Here is a 15,526-nt window from a genome sequence, read left to right as displayed (position 1 = left end):
TATGTAAAAAAATAAAGCAGAGAATAACAAAACGTATTCTCTGCTCTATAATTTTTATGTATCCGTATCCTCACCGCAAACTTCTTTAATAACCGTGCGGGCAAGGCTTTTTGCTATTGCGGTTGCAAGAACGTCCCGTATGTGTTCTTTTATCCGCTCGTCTACTTCATCTATTGTTATAACTTTTTGTGACTTGTCCAATGTACCTCCCCCTTTCCGTGATATGTTATAATATGCAATGCAGATTAAAATAATAACAAAATTATCATATATACTGTGCCACATGTGACATGATGCCACACTGTAATATGCCTATAAACCGCATAAATACTATATTTGACACACCTGTCACACTTGGCACACTTAAAATTTATTTATTATTTTCAAACTTTTTGCGGTCGAATCTCATTAATCCGCTTCTTGACCCATTAATAGTTTTTTTGACTTTATGACGCCCGTCTTTAGCAGGTATTAAATACCCTTTTTTAATTAATTTTGTTTCAAGTTCTCTTTTGGGCAAAGAAAATCCATCATCTGCTTTCCGCAAAAATTCATTTGCTTTTGCATATGCCGCTTCCCAGATAAGATAAATATAAATTCCATCATAATAACCAATACAATTATTAGAACAAGATGCTATATTCTTCTTACCCTCTTGTATTTCTGAAAGTGAAACCTTATTTGAGGCTCTCATTACATTAATAGTGTCAACAAAAAGTTTTGCTTCATCTTTTGAATGAAGTTCTTCTTCTTGAAGGTTGACTGATTTTTCAATGGCAGAATTAAAAATTTTTCTGTATAAATCACATCGTACATTTTTATTTTCTTCACTCATTTTCTTTTCCTCCGTTAATATTCATAGTTAAATAGCATTGTTGAATGTGTCACATCGTCTATGACAAAAATCTTTGCACACAAAAAAGGAGTACCTGTTTCAAACAGATACTCCTTCTTGTATTCCGGTTGTTCTTGTGAATGAACAATCTTCTGTTTTCCGTTTTCCTCCGATAAGTCGAATACTTGTAAATAGTCCTTTTGCTCGTCCATGGTGTCAATCATATTCCACATTGTCACTTGCAATTCCAACGGTACTTTCTCCGCAATCCCGCTTGTAACAAATCTTTTCCCATTAAACATCTCTATCCTCCTTTTTAATTTATTTAGTCTGTGACTATTCACATATATACTATATATTTATAACTTCGGAAAAGCCAAAATAAAAAAACTGCGATATATTACTTTTCTCAGTAATTATATCGCAGTTTTTTATTATAGTATCTTAGATTATGTTGAAAAATTCTCTGAGTTTGTTTGAGATAGTTGAATCGATAAAACCTTTCTGTGCCATGTCATCAAGTATATCACATGTTTTTTCATGCGATAATCCTTTCTTATATGGTCTGTCCTCGGTAAGCGCTTGATAAATATCAATGCAAGCCATGATACGTTCCGGCTCATTTAATTCATCAGCAGTTTTTCCAAAAGGATATCCTTTTCCATTTAACTTTTCATGGTGAAAAGCCGCCCAATCTCGTATTTCCTCAAAATCATCAACATCTGATAATATACGATACGTATACCCAGCATGATTTTTCATTTTAGAAAATTCATCATCCGTGAGTTTATCTGGTTTTTCCAAAATCTCATTGCCTATTGCCATTTTACCGATATCATGCAAAGCGCCAGCCAAATACATTTTTTGTGTATTTATTGTGTTAAATCCCATATAGTTAGCAAGCAGAGATGCTTTTTCAGCTACTCCTACAGAATGCCTGCTGGTAAAAGAAGATTTATAATCAATAATATTTGCAAAAAAGTCTGCAACGTTTTTACATGTTTCCCAGTCAAAAACTTGTTTTTTTCTTGGAATAATCCCCCATAGATTTGTTTCAAAAGAATCATCACTTAAACACATAAAGGATTCTTTTGTGAATGCATGACGAAAAGCGTTCACACATTCGGAGTCAAATAAACGATCCTTATTTTTTGAAAGATACTGACATATAAAATTCCATCTCTGCCCATTAAAGTCCTTACTGTTTCCGATAATATCAATCATATCAGCCAAATGAATTATCCTTGCAAACAATGGAATTTCCCGCCATGTCTTTTGAAATGGACCGGTTCCATCCGCATGCTCATGGTGATATAATATAGCGTTTGAAACATCTGTTTTAAACGGAAGTTTTGAGATATTTTTTTCACCATAAATACAATGAAGATGTTTTTTCTCCTCTGATAAATTATTTTTGATATAAACATCGGAATGATTTTGTAGTTCTTCCGAAATATATTGGGTTAGGGCATTATCATGCAACAAAGCACACATGGCTAAATCTTGTAACGCATCACTTTTGATTGACCAATATTCAGCCATACGTACACTTATATAAGCCACTCTTTTTCCATGTTTATTTTTTACATTTACAAGTTCTGCTTCGATGCAGTCCAATGCATAAGAACAAGCTCCTACCAATCCAACAATATCTATACTAAGTGGCTCTACTTTCATATATATATCCTTTATAATCAAATTAAGCTTCTGAAAACTGATCTTTTCCTACAAAACATAACGGACATTCAAAATCCTCCGGAATATCCTCCCATTTTGTACCGGGTGCAATACCACCTTCCGGGTAGCCCTTCTCCTCATCGTATTCCCATCCGCAAACATCACATATGTATTTCATTCGTTGTTCCTCCTTATAAATATATTAATGCACAGCCTATATTGCTGTTATATTTGTGTTATTATGTAATCTTAATATGCATATTCCATTTTATTCTATCTGCAAAAGTTTATAGTTCAATTTTTTCTATAATTTTTTTCAAAGCATCAGCTGATTCCTTAAGCTTTAATGCTTCCTCGCCATTCAAATTAATAGGTACGTCTGACTCAACACCATTTGCACCTACAATAGCCGGCATACTCAATGAAACTCCGTCAATGTCATATATACCATGAATCATGTGAGATATTGGGAGTATTGATTTCTCGTCTCTCATAATCACTTCACAGATTCTTTTTACAGACATCGCAATTCCATAATATGTAGCATGCTTTTTATTTATAATTTCATAAGCACTATTCTTGACCGCTGTCGCTATTTCTTCCGTATTTTCCTTATGCTTGTAATGCCCACGCATTTCACACATTTCACTTAACGGAACACCAGATACATTGGCTGATGACCATGCTACAACTTCACTGTCACCATGTTCTCCTAAGATAAATGCATGAACACTCCTGCTATCCACCGATAAATGCTCACCAAGCTTATATCTTAATCGTGCACTATCTAACACTGTACCCGAACCAATAACTCTGTTTTCCGGAAGTCCTGATAACTTTATGGCTACCTGAGTAAGAATATCTACCGGATTAGCGACTACCAACATGATACCTGCAAAATTTCTCTTTGCTATTTCAGGAATAATTGACTTAAATATTGCTACATTTTTATTTACAAGATCAAGTCTTGTTTCTCCCGGTTTTTGTCCTGCTCCGGCAGATATGATAACGATTGCAGCATCAACAACATCATCATAATCACCGGCATATATTTTCATTGGACTGGCAAATGGTATTCCATGACTAATATCCATCGCTTCACCATCTGCTTTATCCTTATCTGCATCAATAAGAACAATCTCTGTAAATAATCCACTTTGCATAAGAGCAAATACAGATGCGGAACCGACAAAGCCACAGCCTATCATTACTGCTTTTTTTGAATTAATCGTTTGTTTCTTCATAATAATCTCCCCCTTAATAATTTTCTTCATGCACTTCAAAATAGCTCTGTGGATGATTACATACTGGACATACCTCCGGAGCCTTTGTTCCTACCACAATATGTCCGCAGTTACGGCATTCCCATACATTAACTTCACTTTTTTCAAATACCTGTGCAGTTTCGATATTCTTAAGAAGAGCACGATATCTCTCTTCGTGGTGCTTTTCAATCTCTCCTACAGCTCTGAATTTTGCTGCAAGCTCATGGAAACCTTCTTCCTCAGCCGTTTTTGCAAAGCTCTCATACATATCTGTCCACTCATAATTTTCGCCTTCCGCAGCTGCCGCTAAATTTTCTTTTGTATTACTAATTCCTGCCAGTTCCTTGAACCACATCTTTGCATGTTCTTTTTCATTATCTGCTGTTTTTAAAAATAAAGCTGACATCTGCTCATAGCCTTCCTTTTTCGCTACAGATGCAAAATAAGTATACTTATTTCTTGCCTGTGATTCTCCTGCAAATGCCTCCTGTAAATTTTTCTCTGTCTGTGTTCCTGCGTACTTGTTTGCTGCCATTACTTTTACCTCCGTTTTCTTTACTACTTTTTCAAAATCTGATGCCGGGTGCTTACATAAAGGACATATAAAATCATCCGGTAGTTCTTCACCTACATATTCATATCCACAAATTCTGCAACGCCATATTGTCTGACCGTCCTCCGTTTTTCCAACGTTCTCTGGCTTAATATTATTCTGGTAATAATCATATGTGACAGAAGGTATATTACTTAAAACTTCCATATCGGTTATCTCACCGATAAACATTGTATGTGAACCCAAATCCTCTGTTTTAATAACTTTTACAGAAATATATGCATTTGTACCTTCCGTAATATAATAAATATCATTTATACCCCTGTCACACTTTTTAAATGTTTCAAATTTATTGGTATTTCTTCCTGATTGAAAGCCAAAATGTTTAAATAATTCAAACTGTGCATTCTGACTCAGAACTGATACTGTAAATTTTCCGGTTCTTTCAATCATATCATGCGTGTAATTTGTCTTATTGACGCATATACTTAATTGGTTTGGTTCCGAAGCTGCCTGAATTGCTGTGTTAATAATGCATCCATTATCTTTTTCAGCTTCCCTTGCAGTCAATACAAACAGTCCGTAACTCAGCCTATACATTGCTTTTCTATCCATGTTATTCCTCTTTTGCCTCCTCCCTGCATTTTGAGCAAATGCCTTTAAATGAAATATCGTAATCCAAAAATTCAATTCCGTGAGTATCATGAATTTTTTTCATCAAATCCGGTATTTCATCCATATCCACATCTGATACCTCACCGCATTTTACACACTTGACATGGTAGTGATTTTTCAATGTAAAATCGAATCGGTTTGGTCCCTCCGAGACTTCAACTTTCCTCAAAGCACCTTCCTCTACCAATATATCAAGATTTCTATATACAGTTCCTTTTCCGATTGTAGGATATGATTCTTTTATAAATTCATACACTTCATTTGCTGTAACATGTCTTTTCATCTCATATACAGCATTTCGTACTAAGTCTTTCTGAATGGTGTTTCTTCTACTCGTCATTTGTCCTCCTTGTTAGGATTTATTATTAATTAAGATTATATATCATTTTTCTTTTATTGTCAAGGAAAATATCAACAATTACTACTATTAAATATATATTTAAATCGACTTTTATCTCTGCATTTACTTCACCATCTTCGATTATACATCACCTGTCATTATATAAGTATAAATATTTTACCAAATAAAAATATAAAAAATAATATTAAGATAACAATATAATACTAATATCGTATTATATATAAACCAATAATGCGGTAATACTAAGGAGGTAATAGTATGAATTTTCATACATTTGAACTAAGTTACAAGTTATCCACTGATGATGTGCGTATTGTATACAATGAATTATATAATGCATCCGGACAAAATTACAAACCCAAAGACGATTGTGCTGTTTTCAACGCATTACAAGATTACGGTATCATAATATTCATAAAAAAATACAAACAAGACGAATATAATCATCATGTCTTATATTATAGAATCAATCCAAGACGTGTATTGGAAAACCACAACTATATTGGAATATTTAATTCTAAAAACATTGATAAACTTATAAAGAAATTTAATATATTGATAAAAACCGTATCACCATTTTTACCTGAATTTGATTCTTGCAATATATCAAGAATTGATTATTGCAGCAATGTGGAACTGAATGATCAAGCAGTAATTGATTCTTACATAAATTTATTAAAACGAGGATATTTCCCGAGCAAATATACCATAAAAAAATATAAAAACGAAAAATCTAAAAGAAATACCTTATCAAAGAATGGTATTACCATAACCGGAAATAACGGTATTGAAGTCACCTACTACAATAAATATCGACAGCTAAAAGAAAAAAATCCTAAATGTCGTTATATTGATAATTCAAAAAAAATTATAAGAATTGAAATACGTTGTTTTAAAAAGAAAGTCAGACATCTTACAAAGAAATTCAAATGTACTTCTGCATCTTCCTTTTTAAAGGAAAGTGATATTATAGGAAAATACATTTTCAAGCATTATGCAAATATCTTCTATGGCACAGGTGATTTTTATAAACTTACTGACATATACTCAATGATTGATAAATCATCATGCAAGAAAAATTCAAAGAAATTGATGAAAGAGCTTGTAAAGTCATCTGCTACTCACAGCAGTTTAGATAGGGCGTTTGATATACTTAATTTCAATAAATCTCAGATAAAAGCCATACTTAAAAAGTTTAATAAAATCGGTGTGAGTCCTGTCGTAATTCCAAGACGCTACGAATTTGATACAATCAGAAATCCTTTAGACTTGGCATTGGAGTATTCCGATTATGATGATTTATGCGTATAACATACAATTAATATTTTACGAATGGAGTTGACGCATAATGTCAGATAATTATGAAATATGGACCACTGATGAAGTTATGGATTATCTTCTTGTCGGAAGAAACACTTTGTATAACCTGCTGAGGAACGGTAAAATCAAAGGCTTTAAAATCGGCTCGTGTTGGAAAATCCCCAAGAAAGCCGTAGACGACTATATCTCTTCTGAAAGCGGAATAAATACATAAGGTATCGCAATAAACACAAAATGGTGAGGTACGTCCTCACCATTTTTAATGTTTGGTGATACTTTATCTAATATTATTTACAAATTTACATTGTACTATTGTATTTCAAATAATTCTATGATATACTTCTTTTAGAATATTTTAGAATTAACAGAGAGGGTGTTTAAATGGACGCAGTGGCATACATCAGGGTTTCTACAAACAAGGAAGAACAAGAGCTAAGTCTGGAAAATCAGCGTGAATTTTTTGAAAAATACGTCGGCAATCGTAACGACACGCTCATTCGCATATATAGTGACAAGGGCAAATCCGCCACCAAAATGAAAAACAGAAAAGATTTACAAAGGCTTTTGAGTGCGGCAAGACGTGGTGAATTTCAGCGTTTATATGTCAAGGACATTAGCCGTCTGTTCAGAAACACTCTTGACTTTATAACTGTTTCAAGAGAGCTTGCAAATCTCGGTGTTCAACTACACCTTGTAAACATGGGTGAGGGCAAGGATATTGACATGTTTACGCTCAACCTTATGGCTATGATTGCGGAAAACGAGAGTCAAAAAATCAGTGAACGCACAAAATTCGGCAAGCAATTCAGCAAAGAGCGAGGTATTGTTCCGAATTTTGTTTTCGGCTACGACAGAACCGACAAATACACTCTTGTACCCAATCCAGAAGAAAGCCGTTGGGTACAGAAAATTTTTGACTTATACACCGAAGAAGAATGGGGCATGGCGAAAATTGCAAAATTTCTTTACGAGTCACACGTCAAGACAAAAAAATTAAAAGACGGTCAACCGAATTATAATTGGAGTCAAATTTCTGTCGGCAGAATTTTAACCAATCCGATTTATATAGGCACGGTCATTAACGGTAAAGAGAGTATGAAAGATATATTTACAAGTCAGCGACAAAAAAATCCTAAAGAAGAATGGTATGTATCGGAAAGACCGGAATTTCGCATTATATCGGACGAGCAATTTGAAAAGGCACAACAGATAAAAGAAAAGAACGCAAAGCAATACTGTCAACGTGAAAAACGCAGTAATAAGCATTTATTTTCAAATCTTATAAAATGCAACAGTTGTGGCTTTTCATACAGACGATATCAAAAGCAATACTCCCCCAACCGACCGCCTAAAGTTTGGTGGACTTGCTCAAAACGAAGCTCATACGGCAGCGGCAGATGTGATTCCGAATACATCCGCATTGATGAAGATTGGTTGAAATCGGCTTTGAATACATTGTTTAAATCATTGCTTAACGACCGAGAAAGCTTTTTTACACTTGTCGAAACAAGGTGCAACAGTATAATCAAAGAATACATCAGAAATACAAGCGGTATTGTGTTGGAGGAAGTCGAAAACCGTCTTGACGAATTAAAACAGGAACGTGAACGATTAAAAACACTTGCCGTAAAAGCACTTATTACAATGGACGAGGCGGAACACGATATGATTCCTATAAACGAAGAAATCGAAAAATTGAGTTTTCGTCTTAACGAAACAAACAAGACACGAGAAATCACTCAAAAAATCAAAGCAAGTATTCAAGCATTTCTTAACACATTCAGTGCATTTGATTTTTCGGGCAACATCACAAACGAGGAATTGAAAAAGGTTGTAAAAGAAATTCGTGTTGTTTCAAAAAATGAGATATATGTTTACTTTAACATTGCCGAAGATATTGAGGGACTGAACTTCCCTATCAATATTTCAGACGTGGTTGAAATCGACACTGATAGTAACAACCGTGCACAAAGATGTACATGAACGACTTTATAAAATAAACCCTGCATTGTACAAAGAAGCACAGGCGGTTTTGGAGCAGAACAAGGCAGAACGTCACATTCGTGGGGGTATGGCAACAAAGGAAAAATATTTGCTCGAAAAATTAAAATAAGAAAAACGGTGTTCACGACGAACACCGTTTTAAATTATACAAACATCGAAACAAGAAATACGGCTGATATTATTATAAATACAATATGCAGCCAAAATATTAAATTAACCGCATTGTAGTTACCGTTTTCCATACATTGCTTTATTATTTTTATAAGCACAAGCGCCGCACCGAATATGATTGCCGGCAGAAAGAAAAATCCTAATAATCCGCCGCCGACAGATGTGTGTGACAGTATGAATTTTAATACTACAATATAATACGCACAACCGCTTAAAAGTGCAAATATGAGCATTCCCGCTGTGCTTTGCAATAATTGAATAATCTTGTTCTTCATAATCTAATCCTTTGTTAATGTTTGTGTTTAAAACCCGCAAATTTCAATTCAAGTTAGTTGGTATAGATGTACAGTTTTTCACTGCCGACGTATGTTTATACTTCAAGACTTGAAAAATGTGCAAATAGACTGAAAAGCCACTTAAATTTTAATTCAAGCAAGTTTTAGTTTAGTTGTGCTTTTTTAAGTCGCAGACGTATGTTTATACTTCGAGCTTTTGAAACCGTACAGATATGTCGAAAATTGCTTGAATTTTAATTCAAGTCAGTTGGGGTATAGGTGTGCAATATTTTAAACGCCGACGTATGTTTATACTTCAAGTTTAAAATATTGTGCAGATATGCCCCAAATCACTTGAATTAGTCTTCTGAAGGCATATCCCAGTTGTGATATACATCCTGTACATCATCATTGTCTTCAAGCATATCAAGAAGCTTGGTCATTGCATTGATTTGACCTTCTTCTGTAAGTTCAGTCATTGTTTGAGGAACCATACTGACTTCGGCAGAAGAAATAGTATACTTTTCCGCAAGTGCGTCACGAACAGCACCCATATCAGACGGAGCAGTCACGATTTCCGCAACGCCGTCCTCTACTTCAATATCATCTGCACCGGCTTCAAGAGCGTCCATAGTGATTTCATCTTCGTCCATATCTTCATTTTCGATAATGATAATACCCTTTTGGTCAAACATAAAGCTTACGCAGCCTGTCTGTCCCATATTACCGCCGTTCTTATCGAATGCGTGACGTACGTCTGCGGCAGTTCTGTTTCTGTTATCTGTAAGTGCGTTTACGATTACCGCAACACCTGCAGGTCCATAACCTTCGTATGTGATACTTTCGTAGTTATCACCGTCTGTATCGCCTGCCGCCTTTTTAATTGTTCTGTTTATATTATCGTTAGGCATATTATTTGAACGAGCCTTTGCGATAGCGTCTTTAAGACTTGAGTTATTATCCGGATCCGGACCGCCTGCCTTTACGGCAACTATAATTTCACGAGCGATTTTTGTAAATATCTTAGCTCTTTGGGCATCGTTTGCGCCCTTTTTACGCTTAATTGTACTCCATTTTGAATGTCCTGACATAATTAAAACTCCTTTTAAATTTGTTCATACTAATTTATTTTATCACATTCTATGCGGTTTTTCAAGTTTTTTCTATAAATATTTTCTTTTTATTGACGTTTATACTGCACAGATGATATAATAAATTATAACCATTAAGGAGGCCGGAAATATGTGGGCATATGAAAGTGTATTTTATCAAATTTATCCGTTAGGATTTTGCGGTGCACCGTTTGAAAATGACGGTGTTTTAACGCACAGAATTTTAAAAGTAAACGATTGGATTGAGCATATAAAAAATCTCGGAGCGAATGCAATATATTTTTCACCTGTATTTGAATCGGACACACACGGTTACAATACTCGTGATTACAAAAAAATCGACTGTCGTCTTGGCACAAATGACGACTTTAAAGAAGTATGCGAAAATCTACACAAAAACAACATCAAAGTTGTTCTTGACGGCGTATTCAACCACGTCGGACGAGGATTTTGGGCATTTCAGGACGTTCTCCAAAACAGGGAGAACTCACGTTACCGCGATTGGTTTTTCATTGATTTCAACGGTAATTCAAATTACAATGATGGTCTTTGGTACGAAGGCTGGGAGGGTAATTTCGATCTTGTAAAAATCAATCTTCGCAATGAAGAAGTTATAAATCACATCTTTGAATGTATCAAACTATGGATTGACGAATTTGACATTGACGGTTTACGTCTTGACGTTGCATACTGTCTTGACAAGGATTTCCTAAAGAGATTGAGAAGTTATACTGACGGTTTAAAAAATGATTTTCTTCTGCTCGGCGAACTTCTTCACGGTGACTACAATCAATTTGTCAATGACGATATGCTCCACAGTTGCACTAATTATGAATGTTACAAGGGTGTTTATTCAAGTTTTAACAGTATGAATATGTTTGAAATTGTACATTCATTGTTACGTCAATTCGGTCCCGAACAATGGACATTGTACCGTGGCAAGCACCTATTGAGTTTTGTTGACAACCACGATGTTTCAAGAATTGCAAGCATACTTACAAACGAAAAGCATATACCGCTTACTTACGGTATGATTTTCGGTATGCCTGGTATTCCTTGTGTATATTACGGCAGCGAATGGGGTGCAAAAGCACATAAAAACGAGGGTGATCCTGCACTTCGTGTATGCTTTGATGAGCCTTTGGACAATGAGCTTTCAGAATTTATATCAAAACTTGCTACGGCACACAAAAACAGTAAAGCATTGTGCTACGGTGATTTCCGTTCGGTTGTTTTACAAAACAAGCACTGCATATTTGAAAGAAAATATGATGATGAACGTGTTCTTGTCGCTATCAATGCAGACGAAAATCCTGTTACAGTGCATTTTGACGCCGGTTGCGGTACGGCTGTTGACTTAATCAGCGGTAATATGCACGACTTCGGCGGCGGCAGTGAATTACCACCTTACAGCGTACAGTATTGGAAAATGGAAAGATAATACAAAAGCCTGTCGACAAAATGTCGACAGGCTGGCAGAGGTCGAGAAATTAGTTTGGATTTTGTGAAAATGAACTCGTCGGCGTACATTGGTACGTTAGAGTTTATTTTCGCAAAAAGTGCACAGGCAAGCTGTAGGCTTGCCTGTTATTTGTTACAGCTATAAATTAAATTTTGAAATATAAAAATAATGTTTTGCACGTTCCAGACAATTTGTCGGCACTCTGTTATTCAACCAAATATACATCTTTGTATACAACACCGAGTGCCACTGCCATTGAATGAGTCGGCACAGCCATATCAATATGATATTCACCTATACCGCTGCCGGTATCTTCGGCGTGTCTGTAACCATAGCCGTCAACATACACCCAACTTAATTTAGGAATAATTTTAGGGTTCACCGCAATGGTCTGACCGGGAATAAGCTCACCCGCCCAGGCGGTATACGCTCCCCAACCGCCGTTACAGATTGCACAAGGGCAATAATGCGTAATCTTAAACTTACCCAAATATGTACCGAGTTGCTGATCATTGTCAACAGGCACATCCTCAATATCTATACTCGGAATTGAGTTGTCGGCAAGATTATCTGCGCTGTATTTACCGTTTCCGTGGTTCGGAATTATTGCAAGCCCTTCGGGAATATCTATTTCTTCGGGGATATTAACTTCCGCACAAAGCTCATCTTGATACCATTCAATATCAAGTCCGAACATTTCCATAGAATCACGTATCGGTATCATAAGTGTACCGTCCTCTATGAAAACAGCCTGCGAAACCATTTCATAATCCTTGCCAAACGGCACATTATCGCCGTCAGAATCGGTAAAGTTATACCTAATAACAGCGTTGCTGTCATTAAGTCTTAAAGCTGCCGTTATACTTGTCGGCGTCATATCCAACCCCAAACCGTCAATTTTATTAATCGCCTCTGACGCAAAACGTTCTATCGGTCTGTCCGAATTTGCGTCTGCTTTAAGCGTCAAAAGTGCGGTCTGAGTCGGCTGGTCCCATTCAACCTCCATACCGGCAGCCTCCGCCATTGCCCTTGCGGGCGTCAATGTTCGGTTATCGATTTGTATAGGTTTCGTATCCGTAAAATTTATGTAACTGACGTCATTCGACACAATCCCATTCATTCTTACACTTATATCACCGTCAGCGAACACTGCGTTAATATTTCCTACCACCAATACCGCTGATAAAACTGCCAAAACAGCTTTCTTTAATTTTTTCATTTTTAATTTCCTCCTACTCTCTTTCTACAATTTTACAATCGTATAGGATTTGTTGAGTTACATTAATTGTTGAGCCTGTCTGCAAAACCATAGAGGTTTTGCAGACAATCTGATTAATCATTGTAATTTTCGTATACAACTATATCCGTTGCCGTTCCGTCAACCACTCTTACAAGTGCGTAATTATAGCTGTAATCGTTTGTGAAATCTATTGTATTGTCCTTATCGAAAGTGCTTTTCGGAATTGTTGAAGTTATATCGCCAACTGACGCAATTTCAACTTCATTTTTATTCGATACATCGCAAGTATAAACTATTGTATCTTTCTTTGTATCAACTTCGATCACATTGTCTGTACTGCCGCTCTTGTTTATCAAAGTAAGTGAATTTGAACCCACCTTACCGATAAGTCCGAATGCGTACTGATATCTGTCGCTTGACGCTTTTTCACCGTACTTCATAAGCTTCCATTGATTTGCAACACTTGAGCCGTTTTCAGTAATTAACTTTTCAAAGTCAGTGCCGAAATCCTGACTGCCCGTAATTATATCTTCGTCCTGCGGTCTGTAAATAAAGTACATATGATTTATTCTTGTTCCGGCAACGTTTGATGTAAGGCTGATAACGTCACCCTCCTCAAGATTTCCTGCGTCTTTGCCTTTCATAAACGAATAAGCCTCCGAAGAAGTTTCAAATGTAACATCATTTTCAATCAATGTCTTTATTTCCTTGCCCTGTGCAAGCAAAGTAACGGCATACATATCTTCACCGTCTTTTGTAGTTGTTTCAACTTCCTTAACAACCGCCGGTGCATAAATTGCGTCTGTTACTTTTTCGTAAATTGACGGTGTGTCCGTTGACGGCTTAGTTGTCGGTACTGTTGTTGCAGACGGCTTTTCTGTTGCAGACGGTGTGGCTGTCGGTGTTACAGACGGTTTGGCTGTCGGCTGAACATCATCACTTACACTGACTTCTTTTATCTCTTTTGAATTTACAAAGTAAACCTTTGTTTTCATACCCTTATACTCTTTAGGTATATCGGCACTGAAATTGCCGTCCTCAGACTTATACATATTGCTGTAGCAAAGCTTGCCGTTTTCGTCATAGCACGAAACAACGGCAATATTTTCGTCTGTCTGTTCAAATGACAATACATTATCCGTATAATTTGCATTAATGTTTTCGGCAAAAGCAACTGTTGACATCATTGCCGAAACTGCAAGTGTAATAGCTATAATTTTCTTTTTCATTATAAACTTCCTCTCTGAATTTATTTTGCAATATAAGACGTTACAAACTGTTTTGCACATCTTGCACTGCGGCCTCCGTAGTTCATCTGCCATACTACCGCCTCTTTTTCAATATCCGCATTCATTTGGATATTGTGCTTTTTAAGCATTTCGGAAACGATATTAAGATATTCTTTTTGGTTAGGTGCAGAGAATACAAGACTGATACCGAAACGTTCCGAAAGTGAAAGTGTTTCCTGCATTTGGTCGTTTACGTGGATTTCTCCGCCCTCTCTGTCTGACCAATTCTCTCTTATTAAATGTCTTCTGTTTGACGTTGCATATATAAGCACGTTTGTAGGATTAGCCTGAAGTTGTCCCTCCATTGCAACCTTTAACGCTCTGTACTCTGTTTCGTGTGATTCAAAAGTAAGGTCGTCAAGGAATATTATGTACTTATTCGGGCTTTCAGCCAACACCTTTGAAAGTGACGGTATATCCTTTATACAATGCTTAGGCATTTCGATAATACGAAGTCCGTCATCGCAGAACATATTTAAAAGTGCCTTTACAGATGATGATTTACCCGTACCTCTGTCACCGAACAACAATACGTTATTCGCCGCTTTACCGCTGACAAACGCCTTTGTATTATCAATCAACACTTGTTTTTGATACTCAATGCCGACAAGCGAATCAAAAGTAATATCATCAGTATTCGATACTCCGATAAGTTCGCCGTCATATCTAAACGCATTATACTTAGCCAAAATTCCGCTGCCGAACTTTCTGTAATGCTCGATAAGCAAATCAAGAAGTTCCTGTGCCGACTTTGACTCTGTTATCGCTCTGATTGACGCCACATATCCGTTACTGAATCCGATAGGATTGCCTGACGGTGCGTACTTAATTTGAGTTGAAAACAGCTTCTTATAAATCTGCTCAATATCAAACTTCGCAAGTCTGTAAAGGTCGTCTCCGATAAATTTACCCGCCTGTGCAAGACGTGATAAAATATTGTCGTCATTCGCAAGACGTGTTGCAACGTATTCTTTTATTGCACTGCTTGTAACGCCCTCCGTTTCGGAAAATTCGATAATGTTTCTTAAAACGATAACATTATCCTTTTCCAATATCCCCTTTATACATAGGTCATCTTCTATTTTATTAAATATACATAATTCCAACTATGTTCACCTTCCAAATATCTATATCTCGTTTGATTATAGCACATTATCAAAAGAATTGCAACATCCGAAGTTACCTCAAATTTGTTGGAAAAAATCTCTTTTTTATATTGCCAAACATAGATAAGTTGTTTATAATAATAGTTAAGAGTTTTATTCTTTAAATAAAAAAACAGAGGGA

Annotated in this window: 17 protein-coding genes and 1 pseudogene; 5 read left to right on the top strand and 13 right to left on the bottom strand. The window is 36.1% G+C overall.

Annotated elements, in window-relative coordinates; genetic code table 11:
- Positions 1 to 54: 54 nt before the first annotated feature.
- The 8 genes from LKE05_RS03860 to LKE05_RS03825 form a co-directional block, all read right to left on the bottom strand.
- Positions 55 to 201, bottom strand: coding sequence for a hypothetical protein (locus LKE05_RS03860; protein WP_308455973.1), 147 nt, complete (start codon positions 199 to 201; stop codon positions 55 to 57).
- A 169-nt stretch (positions 202 to 370) separates the two neighbouring features.
- Positions 371 to 835, bottom strand: coding sequence for a hypothetical protein (locus LKE05_RS03855; RefSeq protein ID WP_308455972.1), 465 nt, complete (start codon positions 833 to 835; stop codon positions 371 to 373).
- A 14-nt stretch (positions 836 to 849) separates the two neighbouring features.
- Positions 850 to 1,137, bottom strand: coding sequence for a DUF960 domain-containing protein (locus tag LKE05_RS03850; protein WP_308455971.1), 288 nt, complete (start codon positions 1,135 to 1,137; stop codon positions 850 to 852).
- A gap of 142 nt (positions 1,138 to 1,279) precedes the next feature.
- A complete protein-coding gene (locus LKE05_RS03845) occupies positions 1,280 to 2,512 on the bottom strand; it encodes an HD-GYP domain-containing protein (protein ID WP_308455970.1) in 1,233 nt (410 codons plus the stop codon).
- A 22-nt stretch (positions 2,513 to 2,534) separates the two neighbouring features.
- Positions 2,535 to 2,690 (bottom strand): rubredoxin, encoded by a 156-nt coding sequence (locus LKE05_RS03840; RefSeq protein ID WP_022231129.1) that lies wholly within the window; start codon positions 2,688 to 2,690, stop codon positions 2,535 to 2,537.
- A 109-nt stretch (positions 2,691 to 2,799) separates the two neighbouring features.
- The gene (locus LKE05_RS03835; RefSeq protein ID WP_302628593.1) at positions 2,800 to 3,756 is read right to left on the bottom strand and encodes an L-lactate dehydrogenase; all 957 of its coding nucleotides are present in this window, start codon (positions 3,754 to 3,756) and stop codon (positions 2,800 to 2,802) included.
- A 13-nt stretch (positions 3,757 to 3,769) separates the two neighbouring features.
- The gene (gene rbr, locus LKE05_RS03830; RefSeq protein WP_302628592.1) at positions 3,770 to 4,945 is read right to left on the bottom strand and encodes a rubrerythrin; all 1,176 of its coding nucleotides are present in this window, start codon (positions 4,943 to 4,945) and stop codon (positions 3,770 to 3,772) included.
- Position 4,946: 1 nt separating this feature from the next.
- Complete coding sequence (locus LKE05_RS03825; protein ID WP_308455969.1) at positions 4,947 to 5,345, bottom strand: Fur family transcriptional regulator; 399 nt, start codon at positions 5,343 to 5,345, stop codon at positions 4,947 to 4,949.
- Between the two features lie 279 nt (positions 5,346 to 5,624).
- Here LKE05_RS03825 and LKE05_RS03820 point away from each other — a divergent pair, with 279 nt between their 5' ends.
- From LKE05_RS03820 to LKE05_RS03805, 4 genes and pseudogenes are all read left to right on the top strand, one after another.
- Positions 5,625 to 6,677: a hypothetical protein gene (locus LKE05_RS03820; protein WP_308455968.1), complete on the top strand. Its 1,053-nt coding sequence runs from the start codon at positions 5,625 to 5,627 to the stop codon at positions 6,675 to 6,677.
- A 37-nt stretch (positions 6,678 to 6,714) separates the two neighbouring features.
- On the top strand, positions 6,715 to 6,900 hold the full coding sequence (locus tag LKE05_RS03815; protein ID WP_308455967.1) for a helix-turn-helix domain-containing protein: 186 nt from the start codon (positions 6,715 to 6,717) through the stop codon (positions 6,898 to 6,900).
- A 167-nt stretch (positions 6,901 to 7,067) separates the two neighbouring features.
- The gene (locus LKE05_RS03810; protein ID WP_308455966.1) at positions 7,068 to 8,669 is read left to right on the top strand and encodes a recombinase family protein; all 1,602 of its coding nucleotides are present in this window, start codon (positions 7,068 to 7,070) and stop codon (positions 8,667 to 8,669) included.
- Positions 8,644 to 8,799, top strand: a pseudogene (locus tag LKE05_RS03805) (sporulation transcriptional regulator SpoIIID); the annotation flags it as partial. The gene LKE05_RS03810 and the pseudogene LKE05_RS03805, both read left to right, overlap by 26 nt.
- A gap of 34 nt (positions 8,800 to 8,833) precedes the next feature.
- Here the strand turns inward: LKE05_RS03805 and LKE05_RS03800 are convergent.
- Entirely contained in the window at positions 8,834 to 9,136 is a 303-nt protein-coding gene (locus LKE05_RS03800) for a hypothetical protein (RefSeq protein WP_022231122.1), read from the bottom strand.
- 359 nt (positions 9,137 to 9,495) lie between these two features.
- On the bottom strand, positions 9,496 to 10,227 hold the full coding sequence (locus LKE05_RS03795) for a YebC/PmpR family DNA-binding transcriptional regulator (RefSeq protein WP_022231121.1): 732 nt from the start codon (positions 10,225 to 10,227) through the stop codon (positions 9,496 to 9,498).
- A gap of 151 nt (positions 10,228 to 10,378) precedes the next feature.
- On the opposite strand from LKE05_RS03795, the gene LKE05_RS03790 reads away from it, so the two are divergent.
- Complete coding sequence (locus LKE05_RS03790; protein WP_308455965.1) at positions 10,379 to 11,689, top strand: alpha-amylase family glycosyl hydrolase; 1,311 nt, start codon at positions 10,379 to 10,381, stop codon at positions 11,687 to 11,689.
- Positions 11,690 to 11,915: 226 nt separating this feature from the next.
- On the opposite strand, the gene LKE05_RS03785 is transcribed toward LKE05_RS03790, so the two are convergent.
- The 3 genes from LKE05_RS03785 to LKE05_RS03775 all read right to left on the bottom strand — a co-directional run bounded on the left by LKE05_RS03785 (position 11,916) and on the right by LKE05_RS03775 (position 15,291).
- Complete coding sequence (locus LKE05_RS03785) at positions 11,916 to 12,929, bottom strand: stalk domain-containing protein (protein ID WP_022231119.1); 1,014 nt, start codon at positions 12,927 to 12,929, stop codon at positions 11,916 to 11,918.
- Positions 12,930 to 13,042: 113 nt separating this feature from the next.
- Positions 13,043 to 14,179 carry a hypothetical protein gene (locus tag LKE05_RS03780; protein ID WP_308455964.1) on the bottom strand — a complete coding sequence of 379 codons (1,137 nt, stop codon included), beginning with the start codon at positions 14,177 to 14,179 and terminating at the stop codon, positions 13,043 to 13,045.
- Between the two features lie 20 nt (positions 14,180 to 14,199).
- A complete protein-coding gene (locus LKE05_RS03775) occupies positions 14,200 to 15,291 on the bottom strand; it encodes an ATP-binding protein (protein ID WP_308455963.1) in 1,092 nt (363 codons plus the stop codon).
- Positions 15,292 to 15,526 lie beyond the last annotated feature (235 nt).

Origin of the sequence: Hominilimicola fabiformis (genome assembly GCF_020687385.1) — a bacterium.
GTDB classification, from domain to species: domain Bacteria; phylum Bacillota; class Clostridia; order UBA1381; family UBA1381; genus Hominilimicola; species Hominilimicola fabiformis.
The sequence above is the reverse complement of the archived record's forward strand: the minus strand, read 5'-3'. Positions and strand labels throughout refer to the sequence as shown.

What these genes read in the sequence shown, in the direction of transcription:
- LKE05_RS03780 (WP_308455964.1), bottom strand. Translation starts at nt 14,179, where the DNA reads ATGAAAAAGAAAATTATAGCTATTACACTTGCAGTTTCGGCAATGATG.
- LKE05_RS03845 (WP_308455970.1), bottom strand. Translation starts at nt 2,512, where the DNA reads ATGAAAGTAGAGCCACTTAGTATAGATATTGTTGGATTGGTAGGAGCT.
- LKE05_RS03855 (WP_308455972.1), bottom strand. Translation starts at nt 835, where the DNA reads ATGAGTGAAGAAAATAAAAATGTACGATGTGATTTATACAGAAAAATT.
- LKE05_RS03835 (WP_302628593.1), bottom strand. Translation starts at nt 3,756, where the DNA reads ATGAAGAAACAAACGATTAATTCAAAAAAAGCAGTAATGATAGGCTGT.
- LKE05_RS03850 (WP_308455971.1), bottom strand. Translation starts at nt 1,137, where the DNA reads ATGTTTAATGGGAAAAGATTTGTTACAAGCGGGATTGCGGAGAAAGTA.
- LKE05_RS03825 (WP_308455969.1), bottom strand. Translation starts at nt 5,345, where the DNA reads ATGACGAGTAGAAGAAACACCATTCAGAAAGACTTAGTACGAAATGCT.
- LKE05_RS03795 (WP_022231121.1), bottom strand. Translation starts at nt 10,227, where the DNA reads ATGTCAGGACATTCAAAATGGAGTACAATTAAGCGTAAAAAGGGCGCA.
- LKE05_RS03800 (WP_022231122.1), bottom strand. Translation starts at nt 9,136, where the DNA reads ATGAAGAACAAGATTATTCAATTATTGCAAAGCACAGCGGGAATGCTC.
- LKE05_RS03790 (WP_308455965.1), top strand. Translation starts at nt 10,379, where the DNA reads ATGTGGGCATATGAAAGTGTATTTTATCAAATTTATCCGTTAGGATTT.
- LKE05_RS03840 (WP_022231129.1), bottom strand. Translation starts at nt 2,690, where the DNA reads ATGAAATACATATGTGATGTTTGCGGATGGGAATACGATGAGGAGAAG.
- LKE05_RS03810 (WP_308455966.1), top strand. Translation starts at nt 7,068, where the DNA reads ATGGACGCAGTGGCATACATCAGGGTTTCTACAAACAAGGAAGAACAA.
- rbr (WP_302628592.1), bottom strand. Translation starts at nt 4,945, where the DNA reads ATGGATAGAAAAGCAATGTATAGGCTGAGTTACGGACTGTTTGTATTG.
- LKE05_RS03785 (WP_022231119.1), bottom strand. Translation starts at nt 12,929, where the DNA reads ATGAAAAAATTAAAGAAAGCTGTTTTGGCAGTTTTATCAGCGGTATTG.
- LKE05_RS03820 (WP_308455968.1), top strand. Translation starts at nt 5,625, where the DNA reads ATGAATTTTCATACATTTGAACTAAGTTACAAGTTATCCACTGATGAT.
- LKE05_RS03815 (WP_308455967.1), top strand. Translation starts at nt 6,715, where the DNA reads ATGTCAGATAATTATGAAATATGGACCACTGATGAAGTTATGGATTAT.